This is a genomic window from Arthrobacter psychrolactophilus (assembly GCF_003219795.1).
Classification (GTDB): Bacteria; Actinomycetota; Actinomycetes; order Actinomycetales; family Micrococcaceae; genus Specibacter; species Specibacter psychrolactophilus.
Map to the genome: position 1 here is coordinate 256751 of NZ_QJVC01000001.1, position 20662 is coordinate 277412.

General features: G+C 61.2%; 17 protein-coding genes and 1 pseudogene. 6 read left to right on the top strand and 12 right to left on the bottom strand.

Annotated elements, in window-relative coordinates; genetic code table 11:
- Positions 1–111 precede the first annotated feature (111 nt).
- Both CVS30_RS01215 and CVS30_RS01220 read left to right on the top strand, forming a co-directional pair.
- Positions 112–411 (top strand): type II toxin-antitoxin system VapB family antitoxin, encoded by a 300-nt coding sequence (locus tag CVS30_RS01215; RefSeq protein WP_110483495.1) that lies wholly within the window; start codon positions 112–114, stop codon positions 409–411.
- On the top strand, positions 404–1258 hold the full coding sequence (locus CVS30_RS01220; RefSeq protein WP_110483496.1) for a LytR C-terminal domain-containing protein: 855 nt from the start codon (positions 404–406) through the stop codon (positions 1256–1258). Before CVS30_RS01215 ends, CVS30_RS01220 begins: the two co-directional genes overlap by 8 nt.
- A gap of 191 nt (positions 1259–1449) precedes the next feature.
- Here CVS30_RS01220 and CVS30_RS01225 read toward each other — a convergent pair whose 3' ends face one another.
- The 3 genes from CVS30_RS01225 to CVS30_RS01235 are packed head-to-tail and all read right to left on the bottom strand — an operon-like array spanning position 1450 to position 3589.
- A complete protein-coding gene (locus CVS30_RS01225; protein WP_110483497.1) occupies positions 1450–2076 on the bottom strand; it encodes a TetR/AcrR family transcriptional regulator in 627 nt (208 codons plus the stop codon).
- Between the two features lie 47 nt (positions 2077–2123).
- Entirely contained in the window at positions 2124–3386 is a 1263-nt protein-coding gene (locus CVS30_RS01230) for a type II toxin-antitoxin system HipA family toxin (RefSeq protein WP_110483498.1), read from the bottom strand.
- Positions 3383–3589, bottom strand: a complete 207-nt coding sequence (locus CVS30_RS01235; RefSeq protein ID WP_110483499.1) for a helix-turn-helix domain-containing protein — start codon at positions 3587–3589, stop codon at positions 3383–3385. The genes CVS30_RS01230 and CVS30_RS01235 overlap by 4 nt, the downstream gene beginning before the upstream one ends.
- A 160-nt stretch (positions 3590–3749) precedes the next feature.
- Between CVS30_RS01235 and CVS30_RS01240 the strand changes: the two genes are divergently transcribed.
- Positions 3750–4994 (top strand): MFS transporter, encoded by a 1245-nt coding sequence (locus tag CVS30_RS01240; RefSeq protein ID WP_245934374.1) that lies wholly within the window; start codon positions 3750–3752, stop codon positions 4992–4994.
- Here the strand turns inward: CVS30_RS01240 and CVS30_RS01245 are convergent.
- The 5 genes from CVS30_RS01245 to CVS30_RS01265 all read right to left on the bottom strand — a co-directional run bounded on the left by CVS30_RS01245 (position 4991) and on the right by CVS30_RS01265 (position 13192).
- Entirely contained in the window at positions 4991–6436 is a 1446-nt protein-coding gene (locus tag CVS30_RS01245; protein WP_245934375.1) for a DUF5129 domain-containing protein, read from the bottom strand. The genes CVS30_RS01240 and CVS30_RS01245 overlap by 4 nt on opposite strands.
- 85 nt (positions 6437–6521) lie before the next feature.
- Positions 6522–7712, bottom strand: a complete 1191-nt coding sequence (locus CVS30_RS01250) for a Wadjet anti-phage system protein JetD domain-containing protein (RefSeq protein WP_110483500.1) — start codon at positions 7710–7712, stop codon at positions 6522–6524.
- On the bottom strand, positions 7702–11079 hold the full coding sequence (locus CVS30_RS01255; protein WP_181419646.1) for an ATP-binding protein: 3378 nt from the start codon (positions 11077–11079) through the stop codon (positions 7702–7704). The genes CVS30_RS01250 and CVS30_RS01255 overlap by 11 nt, the downstream gene beginning before the upstream one ends.
- A complete protein-coding gene (locus CVS30_RS01260) occupies positions 11076–11753 on the bottom strand; it encodes a DUF4194 domain-containing protein (protein ID WP_245934376.1) in 678 nt (225 codons plus the stop codon). The genes CVS30_RS01255 and CVS30_RS01260 overlap by 4 nt, the downstream gene beginning before the upstream one ends.
- Complete coding sequence (locus CVS30_RS01265) at positions 11750–13192, bottom strand: DUF3375 domain-containing protein (protein WP_181419647.1); 1443 nt, start codon at positions 13190–13192, stop codon at positions 11750–11752. Before CVS30_RS01265 ends, CVS30_RS01260 begins: the two co-directional genes overlap by 4 nt.
- A 232-nt stretch (positions 13193–13424) precedes the next feature.
- Between CVS30_RS01265 and CVS30_RS01270 the strand changes: the two genes are divergently transcribed.
- Entirely contained in the window at positions 13425–14669 is a 1245-nt protein-coding gene (locus CVS30_RS01270; RefSeq protein ID WP_220033842.1) for an acyl-CoA dehydrogenase family protein, read from the top strand.
- On the opposite strand, the gene CVS30_RS01275 is transcribed toward CVS30_RS01270, so the two are convergent.
- The 3 genes and pseudogenes from CVS30_RS01275 to CVS30_RS18500 all read right to left on the bottom strand — a co-directional run.
- Complete coding sequence (locus tag CVS30_RS01275) at positions 14666–15442, bottom strand: VOC family protein (protein WP_110483503.1); 777 nt, start codon at positions 15440–15442, stop codon at positions 14666–14668. The two genes, CVS30_RS01270 and CVS30_RS01275, sit on opposite strands and share 4 nt — an antisense overlap.
- A gap of 21 nt (positions 15443–15463) precedes the next feature.
- Positions 15464–16603 carry a Gfo/Idh/MocA family protein gene (locus CVS30_RS01280; RefSeq protein WP_110483504.1) on the bottom strand — a complete coding sequence of 380 codons (1140 nt, stop codon included), beginning with the start codon at positions 16601–16603 and terminating at the stop codon, positions 15464–15466.
- Positions 16604–16801: 198 nt separating this feature from the next.
- Positions 16802–16945 (bottom strand): annotated as a pseudogene (locus CVS30_RS18500) (type I restriction enzyme endonuclease domain-containing protein); the annotation flags it as partial.
- Between the two features lie 155 nt (positions 16946–17100).
- Here CVS30_RS18500 and CVS30_RS01290 point away from each other — a divergent pair.
- Complete coding sequence (locus tag CVS30_RS01290) at positions 17101–17553, top strand: OsmC family protein (protein WP_110483505.1); 453 nt, start codon at positions 17101–17103, stop codon at positions 17551–17553.
- 79 nt (positions 17554–17632) lie between these two features.
- Here CVS30_RS01290 and CVS30_RS01295 read toward each other — a convergent pair whose 3' ends face one another.
- Positions 17633–18709: a PDDEXK nuclease domain-containing protein gene (locus CVS30_RS01295; protein ID WP_110483506.1), complete on the bottom strand. Its 1077-nt coding sequence runs from the start codon at positions 18707–18709 to the stop codon at positions 17633–17635.
- Positions 18710–18784: 75 nt separating this feature from the next.
- Here CVS30_RS01295 and CVS30_RS01300 point away from each other — a divergent pair, with 75 nt between their 5' ends.
- On the top strand, positions 18785–20614 hold the full coding sequence (locus CVS30_RS01300; protein ID WP_110483507.1) for a plasmid pRiA4b ORF-3 family protein: 1830 nt from the start codon (positions 18785–18787) through the stop codon (positions 20612–20614).
- The last annotated feature ends 48 nt before the right edge of the window (positions 20615–20662 follow it).

A 20662-nucleotide genomic window follows, 5' to 3' on the forward strand; every position in this document is an offset into this window, starting at 1 on the left:
TTCCCAGTACCGCCGTGTGAAGTGCCACTTTGTGTAACCTTTTGGCGACACACCCGGCGACGCGGGGGCGAGGCAGTTCCTTTAGGGCGTTCGAGTCCCTAGTCTGAAGGGGTGATCTTCAAAGCTGTTGGCGACAATCGCCCCTACCCCGACCATGGCCACGTGACGCCCAAAGACTGGGCCGGCGTTCCTCCGCGTCAGGTCAGGCTCGCTGAATTGGTCACGACCAAGGCGAAGCTCGACCTGGAAGCGTTGCTGGCCGAGGACTCCACGTTCTTTGGTGACCTCTTCCCCCACGTCGTGCAGTGGCGAGACACCCTGTACCTGGAGGATGGCCTGCATCGAGCCGTCCGAACCGCCCTGCACCAGCGCACGATCTTGCATGCCCGAGTCTTGGTGATAGATGACTAGCCCTCCTGCGGGGCCGCCCTCAGGCACTCCCGCAGAGAAGAACGACGGCGCTCACCCCGCCACAGTGCCCAGCCCGGACACGGACGATGCAGTCCTCCTCACCACTGGCCAGAAGCGTCGTGCGGTCCGCGAAGAGCGGCGGCAGGCCAAGGACGCGGCGTATGAGCTGCGACAAGAACGCAAGAGAGCCAAAGACGGCACCTCGTTGCGCGGGCACCACATTGTCAATGCCCAGGGCCTAGCGGAGGCCTTCCCGCCGCCCGAATCACCCGAGCTTGAAACTTTCACGGTGCGCAGACGCATCCTCCACGGCAGCATCTTGGTGATCTTGCTGGCCCTCTTGGTGGCCGGCCTCGTTTTAGCGGGCATGGTGCAGCGTGGCGAACTGGATCTCAGACCCGGTTACAGCAAGCCCACCCCTCCGCCGGAGAGCTGCCCCTCCGAGATTCTCAGCTATGCGCCCAATACCTCTGTCACCGTTAACGTCTTCAACGGCGGAAGCACGGAGGGCCGGGCCGGGCAGGTCGCCGAAGACTTGAAGAAGCGTGGCTTTGTCGTCAAAGACATTGCCAATACGACCACCGAATTGGCGGCCCCGTCCGTGATTATTGCCGGGCCTCAGGGGCATGCCGCGGCTTTGACGTTGCAAAAGAACTTCCCCAATAGCGAATACGTGGAAGACAAGCGCGTGGACGCCACGGTGGACGTTATTCTCACTGCCAACTACGGCGATCTGGTCCCCGAGATCAAGGTGGATATGGAGCCGGGCGTGCTGTCTTGCCCGCGCCTGAGCCCGCCGCCGAGCACCCCGGCTGTGGCAACGCCGGTACCGACCGCAGCCAAATAATTCCGCCACATGGGGGACTTCGCCACGCCCTCCGCTTTTGTTCGTTGAGTCGTCAGGTCACGCCCTTATCGAAGCTCCAGAGGGGCGTTATGTGCCAAGTCAACGCAGAATCAGGCATGCCCGACGCCGAGAATGCCCACGGCCTGCTCCACACAGTGCCCCAACTATTGGAGAACCATAACGTGGCCCGTTTAGTCCAGTGTGATCGGGTGGCCGTCGGAGTCAAAGGCGGCACCCACGCCAGCTTGGATGAAGCGGACTGCTGCGGCGATGCGGTCCTCATCCGGAGTGTCTGAATTCCGGCGGGACGCGCTCGCCGTGAGTGATCCGTGAATGAGCTGCACGAGTCCCTCGATCTCAGCCTCGGGCAGGAACTTCTGCTCCATGCCGTCGCGCAGGATGCCGATGAGGATCGTATTGAGCTCGCCCACATGCACGCCAAGCTTGGAAAAAGATTCGCTGGAGAGCACCGAACGCATGGCCGGGCCTGGCGGCAGGTGGCGACGTGTGAGGTCTTCGAGCTGCGCGCGCACGTAGAGGGCCAAGCGATCCACGGGGTTTTCTAGGTCTTGCAGGCTCGACTTGAGATCGGTGACAAACTTGCCGGTTTCATCCAGTGCGTAGGCAACTAGAAGCTGTTCCAGATCGGCAAAGTAGTTGTAGACGGCGGTTCGGCCCACGCCGGCAGTCCGGGCAACGTCGGTCATGGTCAGACCGGGCAAACCGTGGGTAAACAACAGTTCGCCAAAGGCGTTGAGGATCTTGCGCTGCGTTTGCTCGCGCTGCGCCGCGTTCGTGGGGGCGGCTATTCGAGGCATAGTGACAGTTTAGCGGCATTTCGTCAGCAAAAATATTTCTTGAACTCTTAGCGTGCGATGGCGGCTCGCCGAATGGCGAGGACTCGGAGCACGGCGGCGCTGACATCGCGCTCGAAGGGTAGCTCCTCCATGCTCAGCTCCGAGGCGGCGAGAGCTTTGTCGATGCACTTGGCCACGAGTCGTTCGGGTATGTGGAGGGTGCGGCCAAAGCGCAGCCAGTCGTTGCGTGTCAAACCGGTTCGGGCACCCGCGCTGCCGCCCACCGGCAAGGCAAGCCCCGGATCTCGGGAGGGGTCGCCGTCGAGCAGGTCCGTCAAGATGCCGCCGGGCACGCCAGCGGCAAAGCCCTGCTCGATTTCCGAAGCCAAGGTGCACTGCAGATCGTAGGCCGGAGCCACGAGCCATTCGCCGTTGTCTTGCTGCACCACGGAGATATTCTTAGCGTGCAGATTGCCGTTGCCCGTCAGCCAGGCAAAAAGGAATTGCAAGAAGATATTGCGGGCCGCCAATGCCTGCGAGGCGCACATTTTCACGGCCGCCACTGCGACAGCCTCACTGGGCACGGAGAACTTCCGCCCCGGCGAAAGGCCCATGAGCTGGGCGCAGTCCTCAACCGCCAGGGGCCCACTGGGGGACCGGTCAAAACGCGAGATAAGCAGCGCGGCTTGACCCACGCCGTCGTACACCAGACGGGCATTCGCGACCGGGATGGACAGGGCGCGGGCTTTATTGAGCAGCAGGAATTCCGTTTCGACCTGACGTTCGTGGCTGCCGTCGTTGAACTTGAGGATGTAGGCGCGCGTGGGGTCTTTGTCGTGGCGGTAGGAGGCCGTGACCTTGTCCTGCATTCCGGCGAGCGACGAGAGGTCAACGGGGCCGGGGACGGCGGCAAAGTCGGCAAAATTGATGTCGTCCATGGTCTTGGTGACCGTCAACAGCGCTGGGATGCTCTGTGGTTTCTCGCCGGCTGGCACGATCTGCACATCGCCCACAGGGTTCTCGCCCGCCGCCAGAAGTAGCGAGAACTCATCCGAGATGGTGGTCTTGACGGCCCAGCGGAGCTTGGCGAGCCGTTCACCTTCGGGGAGCAGGCCGGCAAAAAACGCCGGGACGTTGCCGTGGCCCAGCGTGACGGGAACGTCGAGGGCGGGAAGAGTCGAGGCGATCGCCGGTCCGCCATCGTTGAGGTAGCTGCGCAGGTAGCTAAACACCACACCGCGGTCTGGGCTGCGGGTCAGTGTTGCGGCCGCGCGGCCCTTCTTGAAAATCACGGCCTGCGTGACGGACTTGGCGTACTCGAGGTTTTTCATGTGCCCGTGACCTGCAGGCTCAGCGTCATGCCCAAGGCAGAAGAGACCGCGGTCAAGATGTCGAGGCGGACAGTTTCACGGCCATTTTCCAGATCACTCAGGACCCGGGTGGAAATATCGGCCAGATCCGCGGTCTCGCCCTGCGTGAGGTTCAGGCTTTTGCGTCGGGCGCGTAGGGCGGCGCCAAGCTCGGCAACGTCCATCGTGGCACTTCCTTCCCAGCCGCATCGCTGCATGTGTTCCCGGGCTCTGCCCGTTGGCACCATCCTAGGCTAAGCCCGTCGATATTCTGCATGATCATGCCGAATTATTTCTATGAGACGCCGGTCATGACATGTGCCACGCATTCGTTAGGGTTGTCCGGTGACTAATTTTCTTGTGAAGCAGCCGTGGACCGGACGAATCGGCGCTCTCCTCGGCATCATGGTGATGGCGCTGAGCCTGCGCACCGCGGTCTCGGTGGTCCCGCCGCTTCTCGGGGAACTCAAGGGTGAACTTGGCTTCACCGCGGCAACCACCGGCCTCCTAGCCATGTTGCCGCCGCTCCTTTTTGCCACCTTCGGGCTCGTGACCCCCATTCTGATTCGCCGCTTCGGCCTCGAAAAGGCGCTGATTGCCGCCGTCGTACTGGCCGTGGCGGGGCAGCTGGGCCGCGCCACGACCGACGCCGTCTGGCCATTCCTGGGCCTGACCGCCGTGGTCATGGCCGGGTACGGCATTGGCAATGTGGTGTTGCCGCCGCTGGTAAAAAAGTACTTCCCGGACCGGGTGGGCATCGTGACCGCGGGGTATGTGACGCTGCTGGCCGTGGGCACCGCGATCAGCCCACAGCTCGCCGTGCCGGTCGCCGGGGCTACCAGCTGGCGAGTGTCGATCGGGATGTGGGCCTCGATCAGCTTCATGGTGCTCCTGCCTTGGATCATGCAGTTTGTGCGGGACCGCAAGAAGAAGTCCGACGCCGGAACCACAGCAGCTGCCCCGTCGTCCGCGGGTGCCGGGTCAAGTCAGCACCTCCGCCCATGGCGCTCACCCGTCGCGTGGGGCCTGGCGATCTTCCTGGCCGGCAACTCGGCCCAGACCTATGTGTACTTCACCTGGCTGCCACCGTATTTGTCCGGCCAAGGCGTGGACGCGGCAACGGCCGGAACCGCCCTGGCCTACTTTGCCATTCTCGGGCTTCCGGTCAGCCTCTTGGTGCCCTTGTGGGTGCCGCGCATGAAGAATCCCATCGTCGCCATCAGCCTCTTTGCGCTGTGTTGGGCCACAGGCCATCTGGGGCTCTACCTTTCTCCGCTGGATGGCACCTGGCTGTGGGTCACCTTCGCCGGACTTGGCCAGGGCACCTTCGCGACGGCCCTGCTCATGGTCAATCTGCGCTCACGGACAACACACGGCTCCTCCGTGCTGTCCGGATTTAGCCAAGGCTTGGGCTACGCGGGTGCCGGTGTTGTGCCGCTCGTGTTCGGCTCGATTCACGACGCCACGGGCAACTGGACCGTGTCCTTCGCCTTGCTGGGCGTGTGCCTGCTCGTCATGATGACGGGCGCCGTCATGATCAATGCCAAGCGGTATATCGAGGACTCGGCTGCGGAGCCGGCGTCGTCCTAGAAACTCGAGGAACTGCCCGAACCGGAGAAACTTCCGCCGCTGGAACCGTAGCCGGAGCTGCTCCCGCTTGAGCTGGCCTGGCTGCGGTCCGAGCTGACCTCGCTGCGTCCCGAGGCGTAGCCAACGTTGAAGGAGTGCACAGGGTAGAACATGGACCAGCTGTAGACCGAGCCCAAAATGGTGCCCTGGCGGCCATAAGCATCCTGCTGGCGGGTGCTTCCCATGGCTTTCTCCATGGTGGCTTTTTCGGATTTAGTTTTGGTGAACTGATCGATCATGGCGGTTGAGTGTTGTTTGAGGGCCTCGGTGAGCTCTTCGTTCATACCGCGGAGGGTATCGAGCGCAGCGTCGGGGGAGATCCGCGACGATTGAAAGTCTGCCCCGAGCTGCTCCAGGCGCTGCGTGAGGTGGGCATGGAGGGACGCGAGAGCGACTGTGCTGGGCAGACCTTTGGCCTCCGACTTTTCTAGGAGTGGAGGGAGTTGGTCTAGATCTGCGCGCAGGGGTGCCACCTGGCGATCCCAGGCGCCCTCCCATCCGGCGTAGCGATTCAAGAGGGTATTGGTGTCGCCGATGACGTCATCCAAGGTGTCGAGCTGTGCGGCCAGCTCGGCATACTTTTTGACGACCTTAACGTTCCCCGCCGTGGAAAGATCCTTCTTGCTGAAGGCATGGGATTGCTCATTGAGCTCCCGAGCCTGGAGGTATTCCGTCATGAAAAGCCGGTACTTTTCCAGGACGAGGGAGCCGTAACTAGACTCCCCGGGGATGGTCTTAGCGTTGAGTTCGGTGACATCGAGGGCAAGGCTCACGCTTGAGTATCCGGCGTCGCCGTTCTTGAGATGCTCGGCGGCTTTCCTGCGATTGTTGGCACGAATCCCGGCCCGTGTTCCGATGCCGATGACGGCCAGACCGCCCACGATGCTGCTGGTGATGATGAAGCCAGCCGAGAGGTACCAGGGCTGATTGATGAGCTTCGCCGCTTTTTTGACGCCGGCAATCGTGCCCTCGGTCCACTGCGCTTCGCGAAAGAGATCCTTGGTAGATTCCTGGATGGCCTCCTGCTTCGACAAGGACACCTTGCGGTCCTCGCCCATATAGGTGCCAACCTTGCGAGCTATGGGATCCACGGCAAAGATGAACAAGCCGTCCGCCCACTTTTGCTCGTCCGCGCTGAGCCATTCCGGGTGTTGTGCGCGGGCAAGTTCCAACACATCGGAGTTGATCTGGTCGGTGCCGTTCTCGCCCTCGATGGTCACGACGGCCACCTTGGTGGGCTCGCGGAAGTCGATTTCCTTGAGGGCTGCCAGCAACTGAGGCTGATACAGCACACCCGCCGCGTCCGCGACAACAATGTCCGTCGGCGGCGCAGCCATGGCCGCCGGAGCCACGCCAAGAATGGCCAGGAGCGTCAGCGCCACAATACCCAGAATTTTCTTCACAGCTCCCCATTTCAAGGCCAAGACGATGTGACGACTCTACAGATACCGCAGGATGCCAAGCTAACAAACGACGGCGTTTCCTGATTCAGGCGGTCTGGCCCAAGCGTGCCATTGCCCAGTCCCAGCGCAGCAGTTCCTGCTCCAGACGCAATTTCGGGGCGAAAGTTCCATTCTGAAGCGCCGCATAGAGAGCACTCTCCGCGACGCTCAGATGCGTCAGCACGGCATGCGAGGGGGCATCCTCGTGCCCCCAAAAATCGCGGTGTTCCAATAGCGTTTCCTCGTCCATGAGGATGCTGCGCACGTGAGGGTGGTGGGAGCGGAGCTGGTCAAGAATCTGGAAGCCGTGGGTATCGATATCGCCCCAGTAGAGCACCTCCTTGTCCGCTAACCAGACTGCGTCCCTGATTCCCTCGAAGCCGTAGCCTCCGCCAAAAACGGCAAGCGTCCGTGGCGCTGGAGGCAGCGCCAGGAAGTTGACCAAGTTCTCCGTGGTGATGATCCGGTCAACATCGGCCACGAGGGAGGTGAACGCATCCGCGGTCACCTCAATGTCGGAAATGCCGGGCAGGGGTCCCTGCATCGGGTCCAGAAACCGGATCCGGACCCTATCCGGGGCGGCAAGGAAGCCGTGCCGGCGTGCGTAATTCTTGCCCTCAAGGAGCCGTTCCGGCGTCAAAACCGACATCATCCCGTCAATGAGTCTGCGGTGATTCTCCACGAATTTTGTGTGGACGCCGGGCAGAGACAACTGGCGCAGATAGATTCCCGGTGCCGGATTCGCTGCGAGCCAGACGGCCACCCGGGCAGCGGTCAGGGCATCGTCGCCGTGTTTCAGGAGTTCCAGCGGGCGCAGCAAAGCCCAGGTTTCCAGCCCGGCAGCGATGGCCGCCACGAGCCGGGTTAGCTTTGTGAACCGGGCGGCCTCCCGCCCCATGCCCAGAAAAGCAATCTCCTCCGCGGCTGAGTTAAAAATAACGGCGGAGGGCAGCGTGTTTGCCCCGATCGTGGTGGCTCCCACCGAAACGTACTCCAGCACGCAGCCCCGGGGCGCTGGATCCCACGACGCCGCCCACGCCGCGGCCAGGGAATAGTCGCTGCGCAATTGCGTGGCACTTGGGTGCTTCAATGGTCGACGCCGGGGGTGCAGTCCCGTGGGCAGGACCAACTCGCGTAGCAGCTCGCCGCTGTTCCAGGAACGCAGCGAGGCGGTGCGGACATCGGCCGGTGTGGTCCAGGTGGGGGCCTTTCCCGCGGCGGGGCTCTTAGCGGCCACGCTTGTCCCGTTCGGCCCGGTATTCCTGAATGCTCATGTTGCGTAGCTGGGAATCTGCGCCGGTCTCGTTGGCAACAAAGCCCACGTTGGCCACGAAGGGTTCGATCACATGGATCTTTTGCAGTGGCGTGACAATGAGTAGTTGCAGTTTCAGGCGCTTGAACAGCTCCAGCCCGTACTTCGCGGATTCGTCCGAGCCGCGGCCGAAGGCCTCGTCAATGACCACGAAGCGGAAGGAACGCTGGTTGCCTGGGCCCGCCGCGATCCCAAATTGGAACGCCAACGCGGCGGCAAGGATGGTGTAGGCCAGCTTTTCCTTTTGCCCGCCGGATTTTCCGCCGGAATCCGTGAAATGTTCGTGTTCCTCGCCGGTCTCCGTCCATTTTTCAGACGCCGAGAACGTGAACCAATTGCGGACGTCGGTGACCTTGGCCGTCCACCGCTCATCTAGGCTGGTGCGCCCCTCACGGCCGCGGAAACGCTCCACCAGAGCCTCAACCTGCAGGAACTTTTGCTCCGAATACTGCTCTTGTGCGCCAATGCTACCTTCGGAACAGGCGCGCAAATCGGTGCCGAACTCCCGTACCTCCGGGTCCGAGGTGGACTGGGGTTCCAGCTGGATGTGCCGTCCGGTGTTGTACTCGATCCGGGCTAGCGACTCATTGATTTCACCGATGCGGGAGACGATGTCCTGTTTGCGGGCGTCGAGGAACGCGTTGAACCCCACGATCTCATGGATGGTGTTTTGAGTCAGTGATTCCTTGAAGCGCTCGGCAAAGCGCGGAAGATCATTCTCCGCCAGCTGCGCCAGGATCTTATTGAACTCGCCGGCGGCCTCCAATGAGGCGTCTAGATCGGTGGTTTCCGACGGGTATTTGTTGCGGAAATCGGTCATGAACCGGATGGTGGCCTCCGCCGAGCGGCTGGCTCGAAGCTGCAGGGCGTCGAGGGCGGCCTGCAGCTTCTCACGCACCTTGCTTTCAATCTTTGACGTGTTCTTGTACGTGAGGACCTCAGACTCCAGCGCCAACTGGGCGAGCCGGCCCACTTCAGCCAGCAGCCCGGCGTCGGACGTCAGTGGAGTCTCGGCAAGGGATTCGTGGCAGTCCGCGATCTGCTCGGTGATGCCTTGAATGCTGTTTTTGGTAGCGCCAATGCGCTCGCCAAGGTCACCCAACTTCTTGGTTGCTTTGTCCAGCCGCGCCTTGGTGGAGGTTTCACGCTCGGTGAGCTCACGCAGGATGTCGCTAGAGGACTCCAGGACAGCCTTCTCCTGCGCCAGGCTTTCCATGGTGCGAACCGTGGTCCGCCAATCCAGCCCGGCGAAACTTCCGACGGAAGTCACAGTACCGATGTCCTGTTGCTGCCGGCCCAAGTTGCCCAACTGGCCATCGATCCGGCCTAACCCGTCTGCCGCGGTGCGCGCATGGCACTCGGCTTGTTCCAGGGAAGAGCGCAACCGGGCAATCTTGTCGTGGTTGTCCCAGCCCAGCACATACGTGGACCGGTCCGTGAGCGCCTTGCGGTCATCCTTCTCATGGCGTCCGCCGCCTTTGAGCTGGCCGTTGATGGTCAGTGCCTTCGGGTAGCGGCGGAATTCTTCCATGGTTTCGCAGCATTGGTGGTCAAAGCGGCGGCCCACCTCATCGAGGAGGAACTCACGCATGGGTGTCCCGGGCTTGATGCTCAGCTTGGCCGCGAGGGTGCCGGCGACGGCGGGGCGCGGGGAGGAACCGTCGGGAACCTTCAGATATACCAAGCGGGCGCGCAGGTTGTTTGAGTCGACCCAGTCGCTGACTGCGGCATAGTGTCTGCCAGTCACCAAGAGGGACAAGGCAAAGCCGTGGAGTGTCCGTTCCGCGGCGCCTTCCCAGGCCGCCTCGGAATCGCGCACCTTGAGTAGCTCGCCAGCGAAGGGCAGATCCGAGATAGAAATTCCGGTTCCCTCACAGAGCCGCTCACGCAGGGCGATCAGCCAGCCGGGCAGCAAGTTCTGCCGGCTCAGTAGGCTCTTGAGCTCAACCTTAAATTCGCCGACCTGTTCGCTGGCCTCGGAACGTTGTCGGTCCAGGGTGGTGCGCTGGTCTTGCAGCCGGGCGTTGTCCTCCGCCAAGTGCTTCTTAACACCGGGCAGGGCGGCGGCGTTGGCGTCAAAGACCACCTGGTCTTCGGGCTCAAATAGACCCAGGACCTTGGCCGCCTCCGAATACGATGTATACCGTCCCCGCTGGGCGCTGGATTCGATGGAGAGTCTGGCCAGTTCGCCCTCGATGGCGGCAATCCGCCCGCCGCCGCTGTTGCGGATATCGTCGCGCAGATCGGCAAGAGCCAGGTTGAACCGGCCAACCTCCTCCGTCAGAGCCGTCTGCTGTTCCGCAAGCTTGGCACCGGCCCGCTCAAGCTCCAGCAGATGGGCTTCGCTGAGCTCCAATTTGCGGGTGGTGAACCACGGAGACAACTGCTCACGCTGCTGGTGCGCGTTGTTGTAGTCAACTGTCAGGGACGCGTGGCGGGCCGCGTTCTCCCGGACCGGTTCCAGCATGCGGATCTGGTCCTTGGCCCGCAACACGGCATCGTGGGCTTTTTTCAGGTCATCAAAGTGGTGGAGCAGGTTCTTGATGCGAGTTTCGACATCGTCCTCCTCCAGCATGTTGGTGCGCACAAAGTGGGTGATGTTCTCCACCTGCTTCATGGACACAGTGCGGTGGAACAGATCCATGGCCTGCGCCGAGCTGATGCCAAAGTGGCGCTTGAAGGCGGCGCCGTACTGGTCAAAAGTGGTGAAGGTTTTAGCGCCGTTGGCAGCAAGACGCCGCTTCAGCTTCGCGATGTCGGCGCCAAAGTCGGCAAAATCGCCCTTGATGGATTGATCGCCCTCGGCGATGGAGTAGAAACGGGTGGGCTGGCCGGCTTCCTGGGTTGCCCACAGTGTGATGGCCAGCGTGACGGTCTTGTCTAAAGCTGCGTTGTGGAAAACACCCAACACCACGGAGTATGTGCCGGGGCCGCGCAAGGCTACGGGCCGCGAGGAATCACCAATTTCACTGCGGGCGCTCTTGTGGAAGCCGCGCACGTACGACATCAGGCTGCGTTCCTTCTTCTGCGCACCTGCCGCCTTGTTGTATTCAATCCGGTTCGCAGGAAGCAGCAGCGTGGTGATGGCGTCCACCACGGTCGACTTTCCGGAGCCAATATCACCCGTGAGCAAGCTGTTCTCGCCATCGAGCCTGAACGTGCGCACATCCTTATTGAACGTGCCCCAGTTGAGCAGTTCCAGACGGTGCAGCCGGAATCCGGGGCGAGTGCCGGCGTCGTCAATGCTCAGGTCATCGAGGCTGAACAGGCCCGCCTGTGCTTGGGCACTCATGCCGCGGCCACCTTTGCTTTCTTGCTTGTCTTGCCGGTTGAAGGCCCGACGGCGGATTTCTCGCCTTCCAGCTCGGCACGATAATCGGCGAGCCGGGCATCGAATTCCTCCAGCCATTGCGCGTCAACGTAGGCCTTCAGGATACGAGCCACCTCGTAATTGTCGTCCTGACCGCGAAGTTTGCGCAGGAAACCTAGTTCGGTGACCTTTTTGATGTTGCTGGCGAGCTGGTCCAAGATACGGGCCTCGTTGCTGGATTCGGGGAGGAACACGGAGACCATATCGCCAATCTGCCCGGTGGTGATGATGAGGCGAGTTTCGCTGTTTTGTTGGTCAAATTCGGCCAGTCTGGCGCGCAGCAGGGCCAGCAGGAGGCTGACATGGAACGTCAGCTGGCGTCGGGGGATGAGGCGAGGAAGCTCCGGATCAGCGTCGGGGTGAGAACGAAGGAACGCGTAGCCTTCTGCATCGTCCAGGACCAGTTCCAGACCAAGCACGGCCACATAGTCGCGGGTTTGGGCGGAACGTTCCATGAGCCGCTGCCAGAGCTTTTCGTCGGCGTCTCGGTAGAGGACGCCCTTGAATAGTTTGGTGACCACAAGTGGGAGGCCGTCCGGGGTCCGGGGCGCTTCCTCTGCGTCGATGGAATCCGGCATGTAATCGGCAGCGCTCATGAGGGCCTCACAAAGATGATTTTTTCAACGGTGGCTTCGCGGAGACTTCCATCAGGGAGCGTCCAGGAAAGGGTTTGGGCCGAGTCCGCGTCGATGACGGCTGAAGGGGATTCGGTGGCGAGCTGGAAGTAACTGACAATTTCGGCCAGCCCCTGGCTCAGCGGAAAGGCGTCGGTGACATCCGCGAGTGTGGCTTGTTCGGCGTCGGCCAAGACGGAGTCAATGTTGGATTCGAGCCGGTGCGTGTCCACATAGAACTGGTCAAAGAGCGCGTTGGCGTCCACGTCCAGGTCTTCGGCGACGCTGACGGTGTCGTCAATTGCTACCTGGCGGCTGGGCTCATACAACGGGCGTTCGAACGGGAGGGCCACGGGCACGTCGTGGCCGGCGAGTTCGGCGAACACGCCAGTGGGCGGCGTACCCCTCACGGCGACGGCCCCGGATTCTATATTGCGGATCAGGGCCATGATGCGCTTGTTTTCAAGGAATACCTTGTCATCGAGTAGGCGCCGAATCTGCGCTGAGAGCTGGCGGACCGTGGACTGGGTTTGTTCCACAGCGGGCAGCCAGTCGTTCTGCATGGTGGTGATTTGTTGGAGGCCGTCCTGAGTGGAGAGTGCCTCGATTTGGGTGGCGCGTTCCAGTAGTTCATGTAGTTCGGAGCGTAACTGCGGAGACATGAGGTAGTCCCAAAATCCTTGGAAGGTACGGCCCTGCAGTGAGCCGCTGATGTCCTGCTGGGACGAGAATATGGACTCGAGGAGGTCGCCCTGGCCGCCCTCCCACATGGAAATCTGTTCACGCAGATTGCGGTCCAGCTTGCGGAAGTTCGCCTCTACTTCACGGAAATCGGAGAGGAGGTCCTTGGCTTGGGTGGTGAGCTGGTGGAAGTGGTCCACGGCTTCCGGGCCGGTCATGACGGGGATTTCACCGGAGCGGATCTGCTCCATTTGAGCGTCGATCTCATCTCGTTGGCGTTGCAGCTCTGCCAGCCTGGCCTCGGGGTCTGTTTCGGAGCCGTGGACTAGGGTTTTGAGGAGGTTGAAGATACTGGAGAGGCGCGATTGCGTGGGTACAAAGTCGCGTCCGCGCAGGGATTCAACCCAACGGATAACGTCCTCGGTTGCCGCGGTGAGATCGTAGACAGGTTCGTCCCGGTTATCGGCGTAGAACTTCCGCAGCCAGGCCTTGTCTGGTTCGGCCCAGTCATCCAGATATTCGCCTGCCGAGCGTGGGAACTTGTCCTCACCCAAGGAGTCTCGCAAGCTGAAAAGGACGTCATCGAGGATATCGATGAGGTCCTGGCGGCCCAGATTACGCTGATTCGGATCCGTGAAGGCTGTCATGAAAAACGTCAGGGCCAGGGGTGCATTCTGAGCGCGGAGCAGTGACCAGCCCGCGTGGTTCTCACGTAGGGAATTGATCGAAAAATAGTCCACGACGGTGCTCCGGATAGCTGGGGATGCTGCTATTTCAATCGTAGACGCTGGGGGCGACAAAGAAGCATTGCTACCTGGCCTGGCTGCTGCCTTAAATGCGACGCAGCGTTGCGTTTGATTTCTTGGAATTTCGCTCTGTTTCACCGCATGAATAGTCCCCTTCCGAACGAACAAATCCCGTGGTGTAGTGATCCTGTTACAGCGACATTCGAGCAATCCGAAGGGAAATATCGTGACAATCACGGACTCAGAAACAACAGGTCTCACCGGCCGATGGAGGGACGCAGCCACACCACGGGACACCGCCAAGTGGATTCAGCGGGCACAAGAGGTTGCCGACATCCTGGTGGTCGACGCCGTTGAACGTGATCGCGCCAACGCGACTCCGCACGAGGAGGTGCGACTACTCAAGGAGTCGGGCCTCGTCACCCTGTTGGGTCCGCGCGAACACGGCGGAGCGGGTGAGAGCTGGGAGACCGCCTACAAAGTCATCCGGGCTGTCTCCCGCGGCGACGGTTCGATCGGTCAGGTCCTTGGCTATCACTACCTCTGGGCATGGGCCGCGCGCCTCGTGGGGACCGACGCGCAGATCTCGGCAGTGGAGGAGCTTTACACGAGCAACAACTTCCTTTTTGGTGGTGCCGTCAACCCTCGTGACTCGGATCTGACCATCCGCGAGGATGGTGATGAGCTGGTCTATTCCGGTCACAAGTCGTTCTCGACCGGCGGGCAAGTTTCGGATCTGACTGTCCTTGAAGGAGTCCTCGAGGGCTCTGATACGCATATCTTCGCGATCGTCCCCACTGCTCAACCGGGCATCGTTTTTGCCAATGACTGGGACAGTCTTGGTCAGCGCCTCACAGAGTCCGGCTCCGTTGACATCCGCGACGTGCGGGTCGACTGGGCCTCGGCCGCCGGATTCACTGACCGGGTCTTCCAGCCGCTCACCTACAACACCCTTAACGTTCCGGCCATTCAACTCGTCTTCGCGAATTTCTACCTGGGCATCGCCCAAGGTGCGCTCGAGACCGCCTCGGCGTATACGCGCACCAAGACGCGGCCTTGGCCGTACGGCGGTGACAACAAGGCGCACGCGAGCGAGGAATGGTACCTCCTCGACGGCTATGGTGACCTGCAATCCAAGCTCTGGGCCGATGAGGCGCTGCTTGACAAGGCAGGTGCAGAGATCAGCGCCGTGCTTCATGCGCCGCGTGAGGAACTGACGGAGCGTCGCCGCGGGGAGATTGCTGTGCAGATCGCTGCCGGCAAGCTCCGAATTGTCGAAGACGGACTCGAAATTGCCACGAAGGTGTTTGAATTGACAGGCGCTCGGGCCTCCGCCAGTTCGGTGGGGCTCGATATCTTCTGGCGTAATCTGCGCACGCACAGTCTGCACGACCCCATCGCGTACAAGAAGCGTGAGGTTGGTGAATTTGTGTTGCTAAATCAGATCCCGGAGCCCACCTGGTACACCTAACCCTCGAGGATCCGCGGCCGGTCGATGAACTCTATGACGGTGCCGTCCGGATCGGTCACCGAAGCGATGCTGCCCACGCCGCCAGCCGCGGGTCTTGCCGGGCCATCTGGCGTACCGCCCATGGAGGCCACATACGCAAGGGTCGCCTCGACGTCGTCAACGGCCAGTGCCATGTGGTGCAGACGTGCTCCTCCGTGAATATTTGGAAGGATTTCCAGCACATCCTGGCCGTGGTGAAGGTAGCTCAGCGTGGTTTCCAGGGTGGGAATGGGAATTTGTTTGGCCACAGCCATCCCCAACTCGCGGGTGTAAAAATCGAACGTGCGATCGTGGTCTGAGGACTGCAACGCGAAGTGATCGATGGCGTGAATGTGAGGATGCGGTACCGTGCCGGAGCGGAGCGGGAGGTCCCGCTGCAGCAGCTCGATCGAGACGCCGTCGGGATCGCGCACAATTGCCTGGCGGCCGGCACCCGAAGCGGCAACCCGAGGTTCCACTACCGGCTCGGCACCACGCTCCACAAGGCGCGCAAAGTCATCGTCCAGATTGTCGCTGTAAAAACCGAGATGGTTCGTGCCGACCGGCAGGGTGTTGTCCGCGAAGGACAAGAGCTCCACGAGGCCCTGAGCCAGCTGGAGGTACACAATGTCCATCCCGGCCGCCTCAACTCTGGTCTCCCAAACCTTCTTGGCCCCGAGTACCCTCGTGTAAAAGTCCACAGACGCGTCAAGATCGGTGACGACGATCCCTATGTGGTTTAGCTCGTGGATCATGACGTGCTCCTCTTCGATTGCTTAGCGTTGAACGCGGGCGGTTCCGACACGATAAGTGTCAAAGGTGGGGGAGGCGATGACCTCTGCCAAATCAACGGCCATTCCGATGGTGGCGGATCGGTAGATCGCATGAATCGTGGTCAGCGTGCTGGCGGCATCGGCGATGGTGGTCAAGGCGCGCTCACCGGTGCGGATGGCGTTCACGAGGTCTGCGAACTGCCGTGCATGCCCAGAGGAGCTCGACGTGGCATCACGGTGGCAGGCGTGGTTGGGACTGTGTACCTGGTTGCCAGTTCCATGCAGTCCCATGTCACCCACAGGGGTCCCGTTGGCCAGGTGTAGGTAACTGAGTCCGTCGTGTTCGATGACGGCGCTGCCGGTGGTTCCCATGATTTGCAGCCGGGTTGCAAGTCCGGGGTAGGCAGAGGTGGTGGCGTGAACCGTTGCTAGGGCGCCGGAGGAGAATTCGACGACGGCCGCAAGCGTGTCCTCAACATCGATCCGCTCATGGGCGAGCCGGCGGCTGCTGGCGTTGACGCGAACCGGTTCACCGAGGAACCAAAGGAGCAGGTCAAGAGTGTGGATCCCTTGGTTCATGAGCGCCCCGCCGCCGTCTTGAGCCCAGGTTCCGCGCCAAGCGGCCCGATCGTAATACTCCTGGCTGCGCCACCACCCCACGGAGGCAACGCCGGAGGTCAGCTGTCCCAGGCGGCCGGCGTCGAGCGCTTTTCGAACCGTAGTCACAGCGGGGCTGAACCGATTCTGGCTGACGGAGGCGCAGACAAGCCCCCGTTCCTCAGCCTTTGCGGCCACCTGCGCGAATTCCAGCGTGCGGGCGAGATCTACATCGAGCGGCTTTTCCAGGAGCAGGTGCCGGCCCGCGGCAAGCACCTGGGTTCCGATGTCGATGTGAGTGCCAGTAGGGGTAACCACGGAGACCAGCTGGACCCGCTCATCACGCAGCACGTCCTCGAGGGTGCAGGCCCTGACGGCAGGAGCATTCCAGCCGCTTTGGTTTTTGTCGATGAAGGCTTGGGCACTGGCGACTGAGCGTGACCCAACGGCTACAAGTTCCAGCCCGTCAGTGCATTCAATCGCCGCGGCATGCGTCTGCGCAATAGCGCCGGTGCCGATAATTGCGGTCCCGATGGGCGCCCTCATGCCTTCGCACCATCACGTGGCGTATCCAGCCCAAGGCTCATTTTTAGTGACAATGCAAGGCTCCTATGGCTTACGGCGGCCATGAGAAGTCTGCAAGGTATAGTGGCCTAGATTGCCTAATCTAGCGCAATTACGATCCATTTGGCAATCGGTTGCCATGATTTTTCGTGACCAGCGGTAACCAGTGTGAATGCTGGCCTACTTCCGCTCCTCCGCGTACCTCGGAGCCATGGACTCCATCTGCTCCATAACCAGCTTGATCGCGGCAGGCTGCTTGTCCGGCGGATATCCGTTCAAGGTCAGGAGCCGTTTGATGGAGGATCGCAGCTTCGCTCGGACATCCTTAAGAGCTGGCGTGCAATCTCGGCAAGCCGGTGGGGGCCCGCGTCGTGGCACTATCAGCAGGGCCTCGCGTTGGCGTAGTTGTGAACTGATATGCGGGGTTATCAGGCGGAAACAGTTCAAAAATCGGCCACCACCGGTGGCATCATTGAGGCATGAGCGAAAAAGAAGAATCCACCCTGCGTTCCGTTGAGCTGACCCGCACTGCCACCGCCGTATATACAGTCCGTAATGCCTCGGGAGCGGAGATACAGTTCGGACATGGCGAAGGCCTGTTCAGCCCTGTCGAATTGCTACTCGCCGCGATTGCCGGTTGCTCGTCCATCGACGTAGACACCGTCACTGCCCGCAGCGCTGAGCCCACTAGCTACACAGTGACTGCCACCGGCGACAAGCTGGTCGAGGACAGCGCCACCCGCATGGACAATCTGAACCTCGCCTTCAATATCAACTTTCCGGACACCGAGGGTGGCCAGAAGGCTGCTGGCATGGTGGAGCGCCTTGCGCGGCTCTCGCACGAGAAGTACTGCACCGTTTCGCGGACCGTGGAGCGCGGCACCCCCGTCGCGCACACTCTCAACGTCACCGTCGGCGACACCACGGACTGACCAGACCGTCGGCGACCCGAGGCAATTGTGCAAGAGGTGCTTGCACAATTGCAGACGGCGTCTGCAACATTGCTTTCGTTCACCCGTCGCCCAGCTCGGCCTCCAGAAGTTCGATGCTTGGCAGGCTCGTGGTGAACTCCTCGGGCAGCGAATCCACGATCTGAGTCTTCCATTCCGCGACCCCGATCGGGCCGCTGTACCCGCGCAAGGCGTACTCTGCCACCACATTGTTCTTGGTCTTGCACAGGAGCAGGCCGATGGTCGGCTTGTCGTCAGGCTGGGCCATCAGGTCATCCACCGCGGACATGTAGAAGCCCAGTTGGCCAAGGAAACCGGGGTCAAATTTGCCTGCCTTGAGCTCAACCACAACGAAGCTGCGCAGCCGGAAGTTGTAGAACAGCAGGTCGGCAATGAATTCGTCCCCGCCGATCACCAATCGGATCTGTCTGCCCACGAATGCGAAGCCCTGGCCGAGTTCCAGCAAGAACTTCTCAACGTGGTTGACGAGCTGCGACTCCAGCTCCGCTTCATTGTGCCGATCTGTCATGGACACGAAGTCGAAGATGTACGGATCCTTCATGGTCTGCTGCAAAAGATCCGAATCAGCGGCAGGAAGAACGGCCTTAAAATTGCTGACGGCTTGGCCGGAACGCTCGTGCAGGCGCGTCTCTATTTGGTGGACAAGCACGTTGCGAGACCAGCCATGTTCGACGGCGGCAGCCGCGTACCAGAGGCGGGTTTCAGGATCGCTGAGCTTCTGCATGAGAGCAATGTGGTGGTACCAAGGCAATTGTGAAAGCGGCGCTTTCACAATTGCTGCACCCTCCCATGTTGATGCGAAGGATCGCATGAAAAGAAAATTTCGAGGCGAGAACCCCTTCAAGCCGGGAAACTTGTCCCGCAGGTCTGCTGAGAGCCTGTCGATAACTTTGGTTCCCCACCCTTCCTGGCTCTGCCGTTCAAGAATTTCTTTGCCAACAGCCCAGTACGTTGCAACAAGTTCCTGGTTGACTGCTGCAACGGCCCGGACACGGCCGGTGGAGATTCTGCTGGAAACGGTATTCAACAAGTCGGGGTACCACTTGGGCATCCCGCTTCGCGCCGGCGTGGGCGGGAACGCCGGGGCTTCTTCATTCGGATCGCTGAACGTGGACATGAGCAAACCTCTTTCGAATCTTGCACTGTTCCTGTGACCCAGAATCTACGCGCAGGGGTCTGACATCATTGTGAGATGGCCAAGAACAACAAGGGCAGCAAGGCCCGCACATCAACCACATCAGTCAGCGAACGGCGGACGGTTCTGGCCGTGGACGCGGTGGCTCCGGCATTCGCCGCATGGTGTAACAACATGCCCGGGCTGCCAGAGGGGGCAGTAGAGGACTTGCTCGAAGCCGTGAGGGCCCTGGCATCTGCCTACTTCAAACTGGTGCCCGCATCCGATGTCACTAGCTTTGAGCCGTACGCCTTTGGCCAAGCTATGGCCGCCGTTGTCGCTGCTGAGGCTGAAGAGGACACCGAGTTCATCTTTGTCGCCATCCGCACCTACCTGTTTTTCCTCGAAGAAACCAAGGGGTGGACCGGAAGTCTGGAAGACTTGGCTGAGGTATTCACGCTGTTTTATGACGACGGCGAACCCACCTTCCCTGGCATCGACCAGCCGGAGCTGACAGCGGAGGAAGAGCTTGTCGGGTTTGAAGCCACCCCTCTGGTGCGGCGTACGGAAGCTCTGCTCCGGTGGATTGGTCCTGGTGCCGCAGTGACGTCCACGGGCGCCTTGAAGCTGAAGGATATTGAAGCGGCCGCTGCGGCCGTAGGTGTTGTTGCACGTGGAGCAAAGGCCGGGGTGAAGCGGGGACAGCTTCCTGAGGGGCGCATTGCCACCGTGAAATCCATGTACGAAGTCCCACTCCTGGCAAAGATGTGGGCAGCTCTGGAAGGGGCACGTCTGATCGACGTCGGCGCCACGAGGGTGTGGTTGACTCCGAGTGCCCGGATTCTTCTTGAACCGGGCCACCCGCAGCGGCGTGAAATGGTGGGCTCCTTCATTAACCATTTCCTTGCCGTGGCAGTTTTTGGGGAGCAAGACTGGGCTCCTTGGGTTGGGCAGGCTGCTGCTGCCCAAATCTCTTTGCTGTATACGGCCTGCACAGGAGCGGATATTCCTGCCTCAGCACTGACCGAGCCTGAGGCCCTAAAAGCCGTGGGCCTCGACGATGCAGGCGCGCAGCTGTTGCGTGAGCGCATGAATGAGCTGTCCGAGCTGGGCCTGATCACAATGGGTGAGACCATTGCCGTTCCTCCAGCGGTGATTCCCGCTGTCGTAGCCCTCGTTCAGGGCGGCTTTGCAAACGACGACGAGGACAGCTCCGGCATCGACCTCGACTTTGGTGCGGGCTCCGAGCCATTCAGCGGCGGCCTCGATCCGTTCGCACCCCCTGCAGCACCAGCCGCAGCTTCACGGAAGCTGCCGCGGTCCGCTATGAAGAACCTCAATGCGCCGATCTATCAACTGAAGGTATCCCTCAACTACCTTTCACCGCCCATTTGGCGACGCCTGCTGGTTCGCTCGGATGCCACCCTCGGCGACATGCACCTGATCCTCCAGAATTCCTTCGGGTGGGAAAACTGTCACCTGCATGCCTTCCAGGTTGGCGGGCGCAGGGGAGTCGTCTACGGTGCCCCGGACACGGAATCGTACGACCATGAGGAGCTGGACGAGAACGCCTACACGCTGGGAGGGGTCCTACCCGCCGAAGGTGATTTCATGGAATACACCTATGACTTTGGTGATAACTGGGAGCACCTCGTCAAAGTGGAGAAGATCCTGCCCGCCGATGCCCAAGCCCCCTTAGCGCGCTGCACCGGTGGCCGCGGTCGTGGGCCCGTCGAGGATTCCGGCGGCGTGCGTGGTTGGTCGACCATCATCGAATGCGGCAATGACCCCAAGCATCCTGAGCGCGAGCGGTACCGCGAATGGCTGGGCCTGAACCGTGGTGAAAACTTTGACACCAAGGCCTTCGACAAGGACGCGGTCACAAAGGTGCTTGCCCGCCTTTTCTAACATCCTGCCAAGCAAGAAGGCTGGCAAGTACTTCCTCGACGTCAAGGC

What these genes read in the sequence shown, in the direction of transcription:
- CVS30_RS01220 (WP_110483496.1), top strand. Translation starts at nt 404, where the DNA reads ATGACTAGCCCTCCTGCGGGGCCGCCCTCAGGCACTCCCGCAGAGAAG.
- CVS30_RS01225 (WP_110483497.1), bottom strand. Translation starts at nt 2,076, where the DNA reads ATGCCTCGAATAGCCGCCCCCACGAACGCGGCGCAGCGCGAGCAAACG.
- CVS30_RS01230 (WP_110483498.1), bottom strand. Translation starts at nt 3,386, where the DNA reads ATGAAAAACCTCGAGTACGCCAAGTCCGTCACGCAGGCCGTGATTTTC.
- CVS30_RS01235 (WP_110483499.1), bottom strand. Translation starts at nt 3,589, where the DNA reads ATGGACGTTGCCGAGCTTGGCGCCGCCCTACGCGCCCGACGCAAAAGC.
- CVS30_RS01255 (WP_181419646.1), bottom strand. Translation starts at nt 11,079, where the DNA reads ATGAGTGCCCAAGCACAGGCGGGCCTGTTCAGCCTCGATGACCTGAGC.
- CVS30_RS01260 (WP_245934376.1), bottom strand. Translation starts at nt 11,753, where the DNA reads ATGAGCGCTGCCGATTACATGCCGGATTCCATCGACGCAGAGGAAGCG.
- CVS30_RS01275 (WP_110483503.1), bottom strand. Translation starts at nt 15,442, where the DNA reads ATGATCCACGAGCTAAACCACATAGGGATCGTCGTCACCGATCTTGAC.
- CVS30_RS01280 (WP_110483504.1), bottom strand. Translation starts at nt 16,603, where the DNA reads ATGAGGGCGCCCATCGGGACCGCAATTATCGGCACCGGCGCTATTGCG.
- CVS30_RS01290 (WP_110483505.1), top strand. Translation starts at nt 17,101, where the DNA reads ATGAGCGAAAAAGAAGAATCCACCCTGCGTTCCGTTGAGCTGACCCGC.
- CVS30_RS01295 (WP_110483506.1), bottom strand. Translation starts at nt 18,709, where the DNA reads ATGTCCACGTTCAGCGATCCGAATGAAGAAGCCCCGGCGTTCCCGCCC.
- CVS30_RS01300 (WP_110483507.1), top strand. Translation starts at nt 18,785, where the DNA reads ATGGCCAAGAACAACAAGGGCAGCAAGGCCCGCACATCAACCACATCA.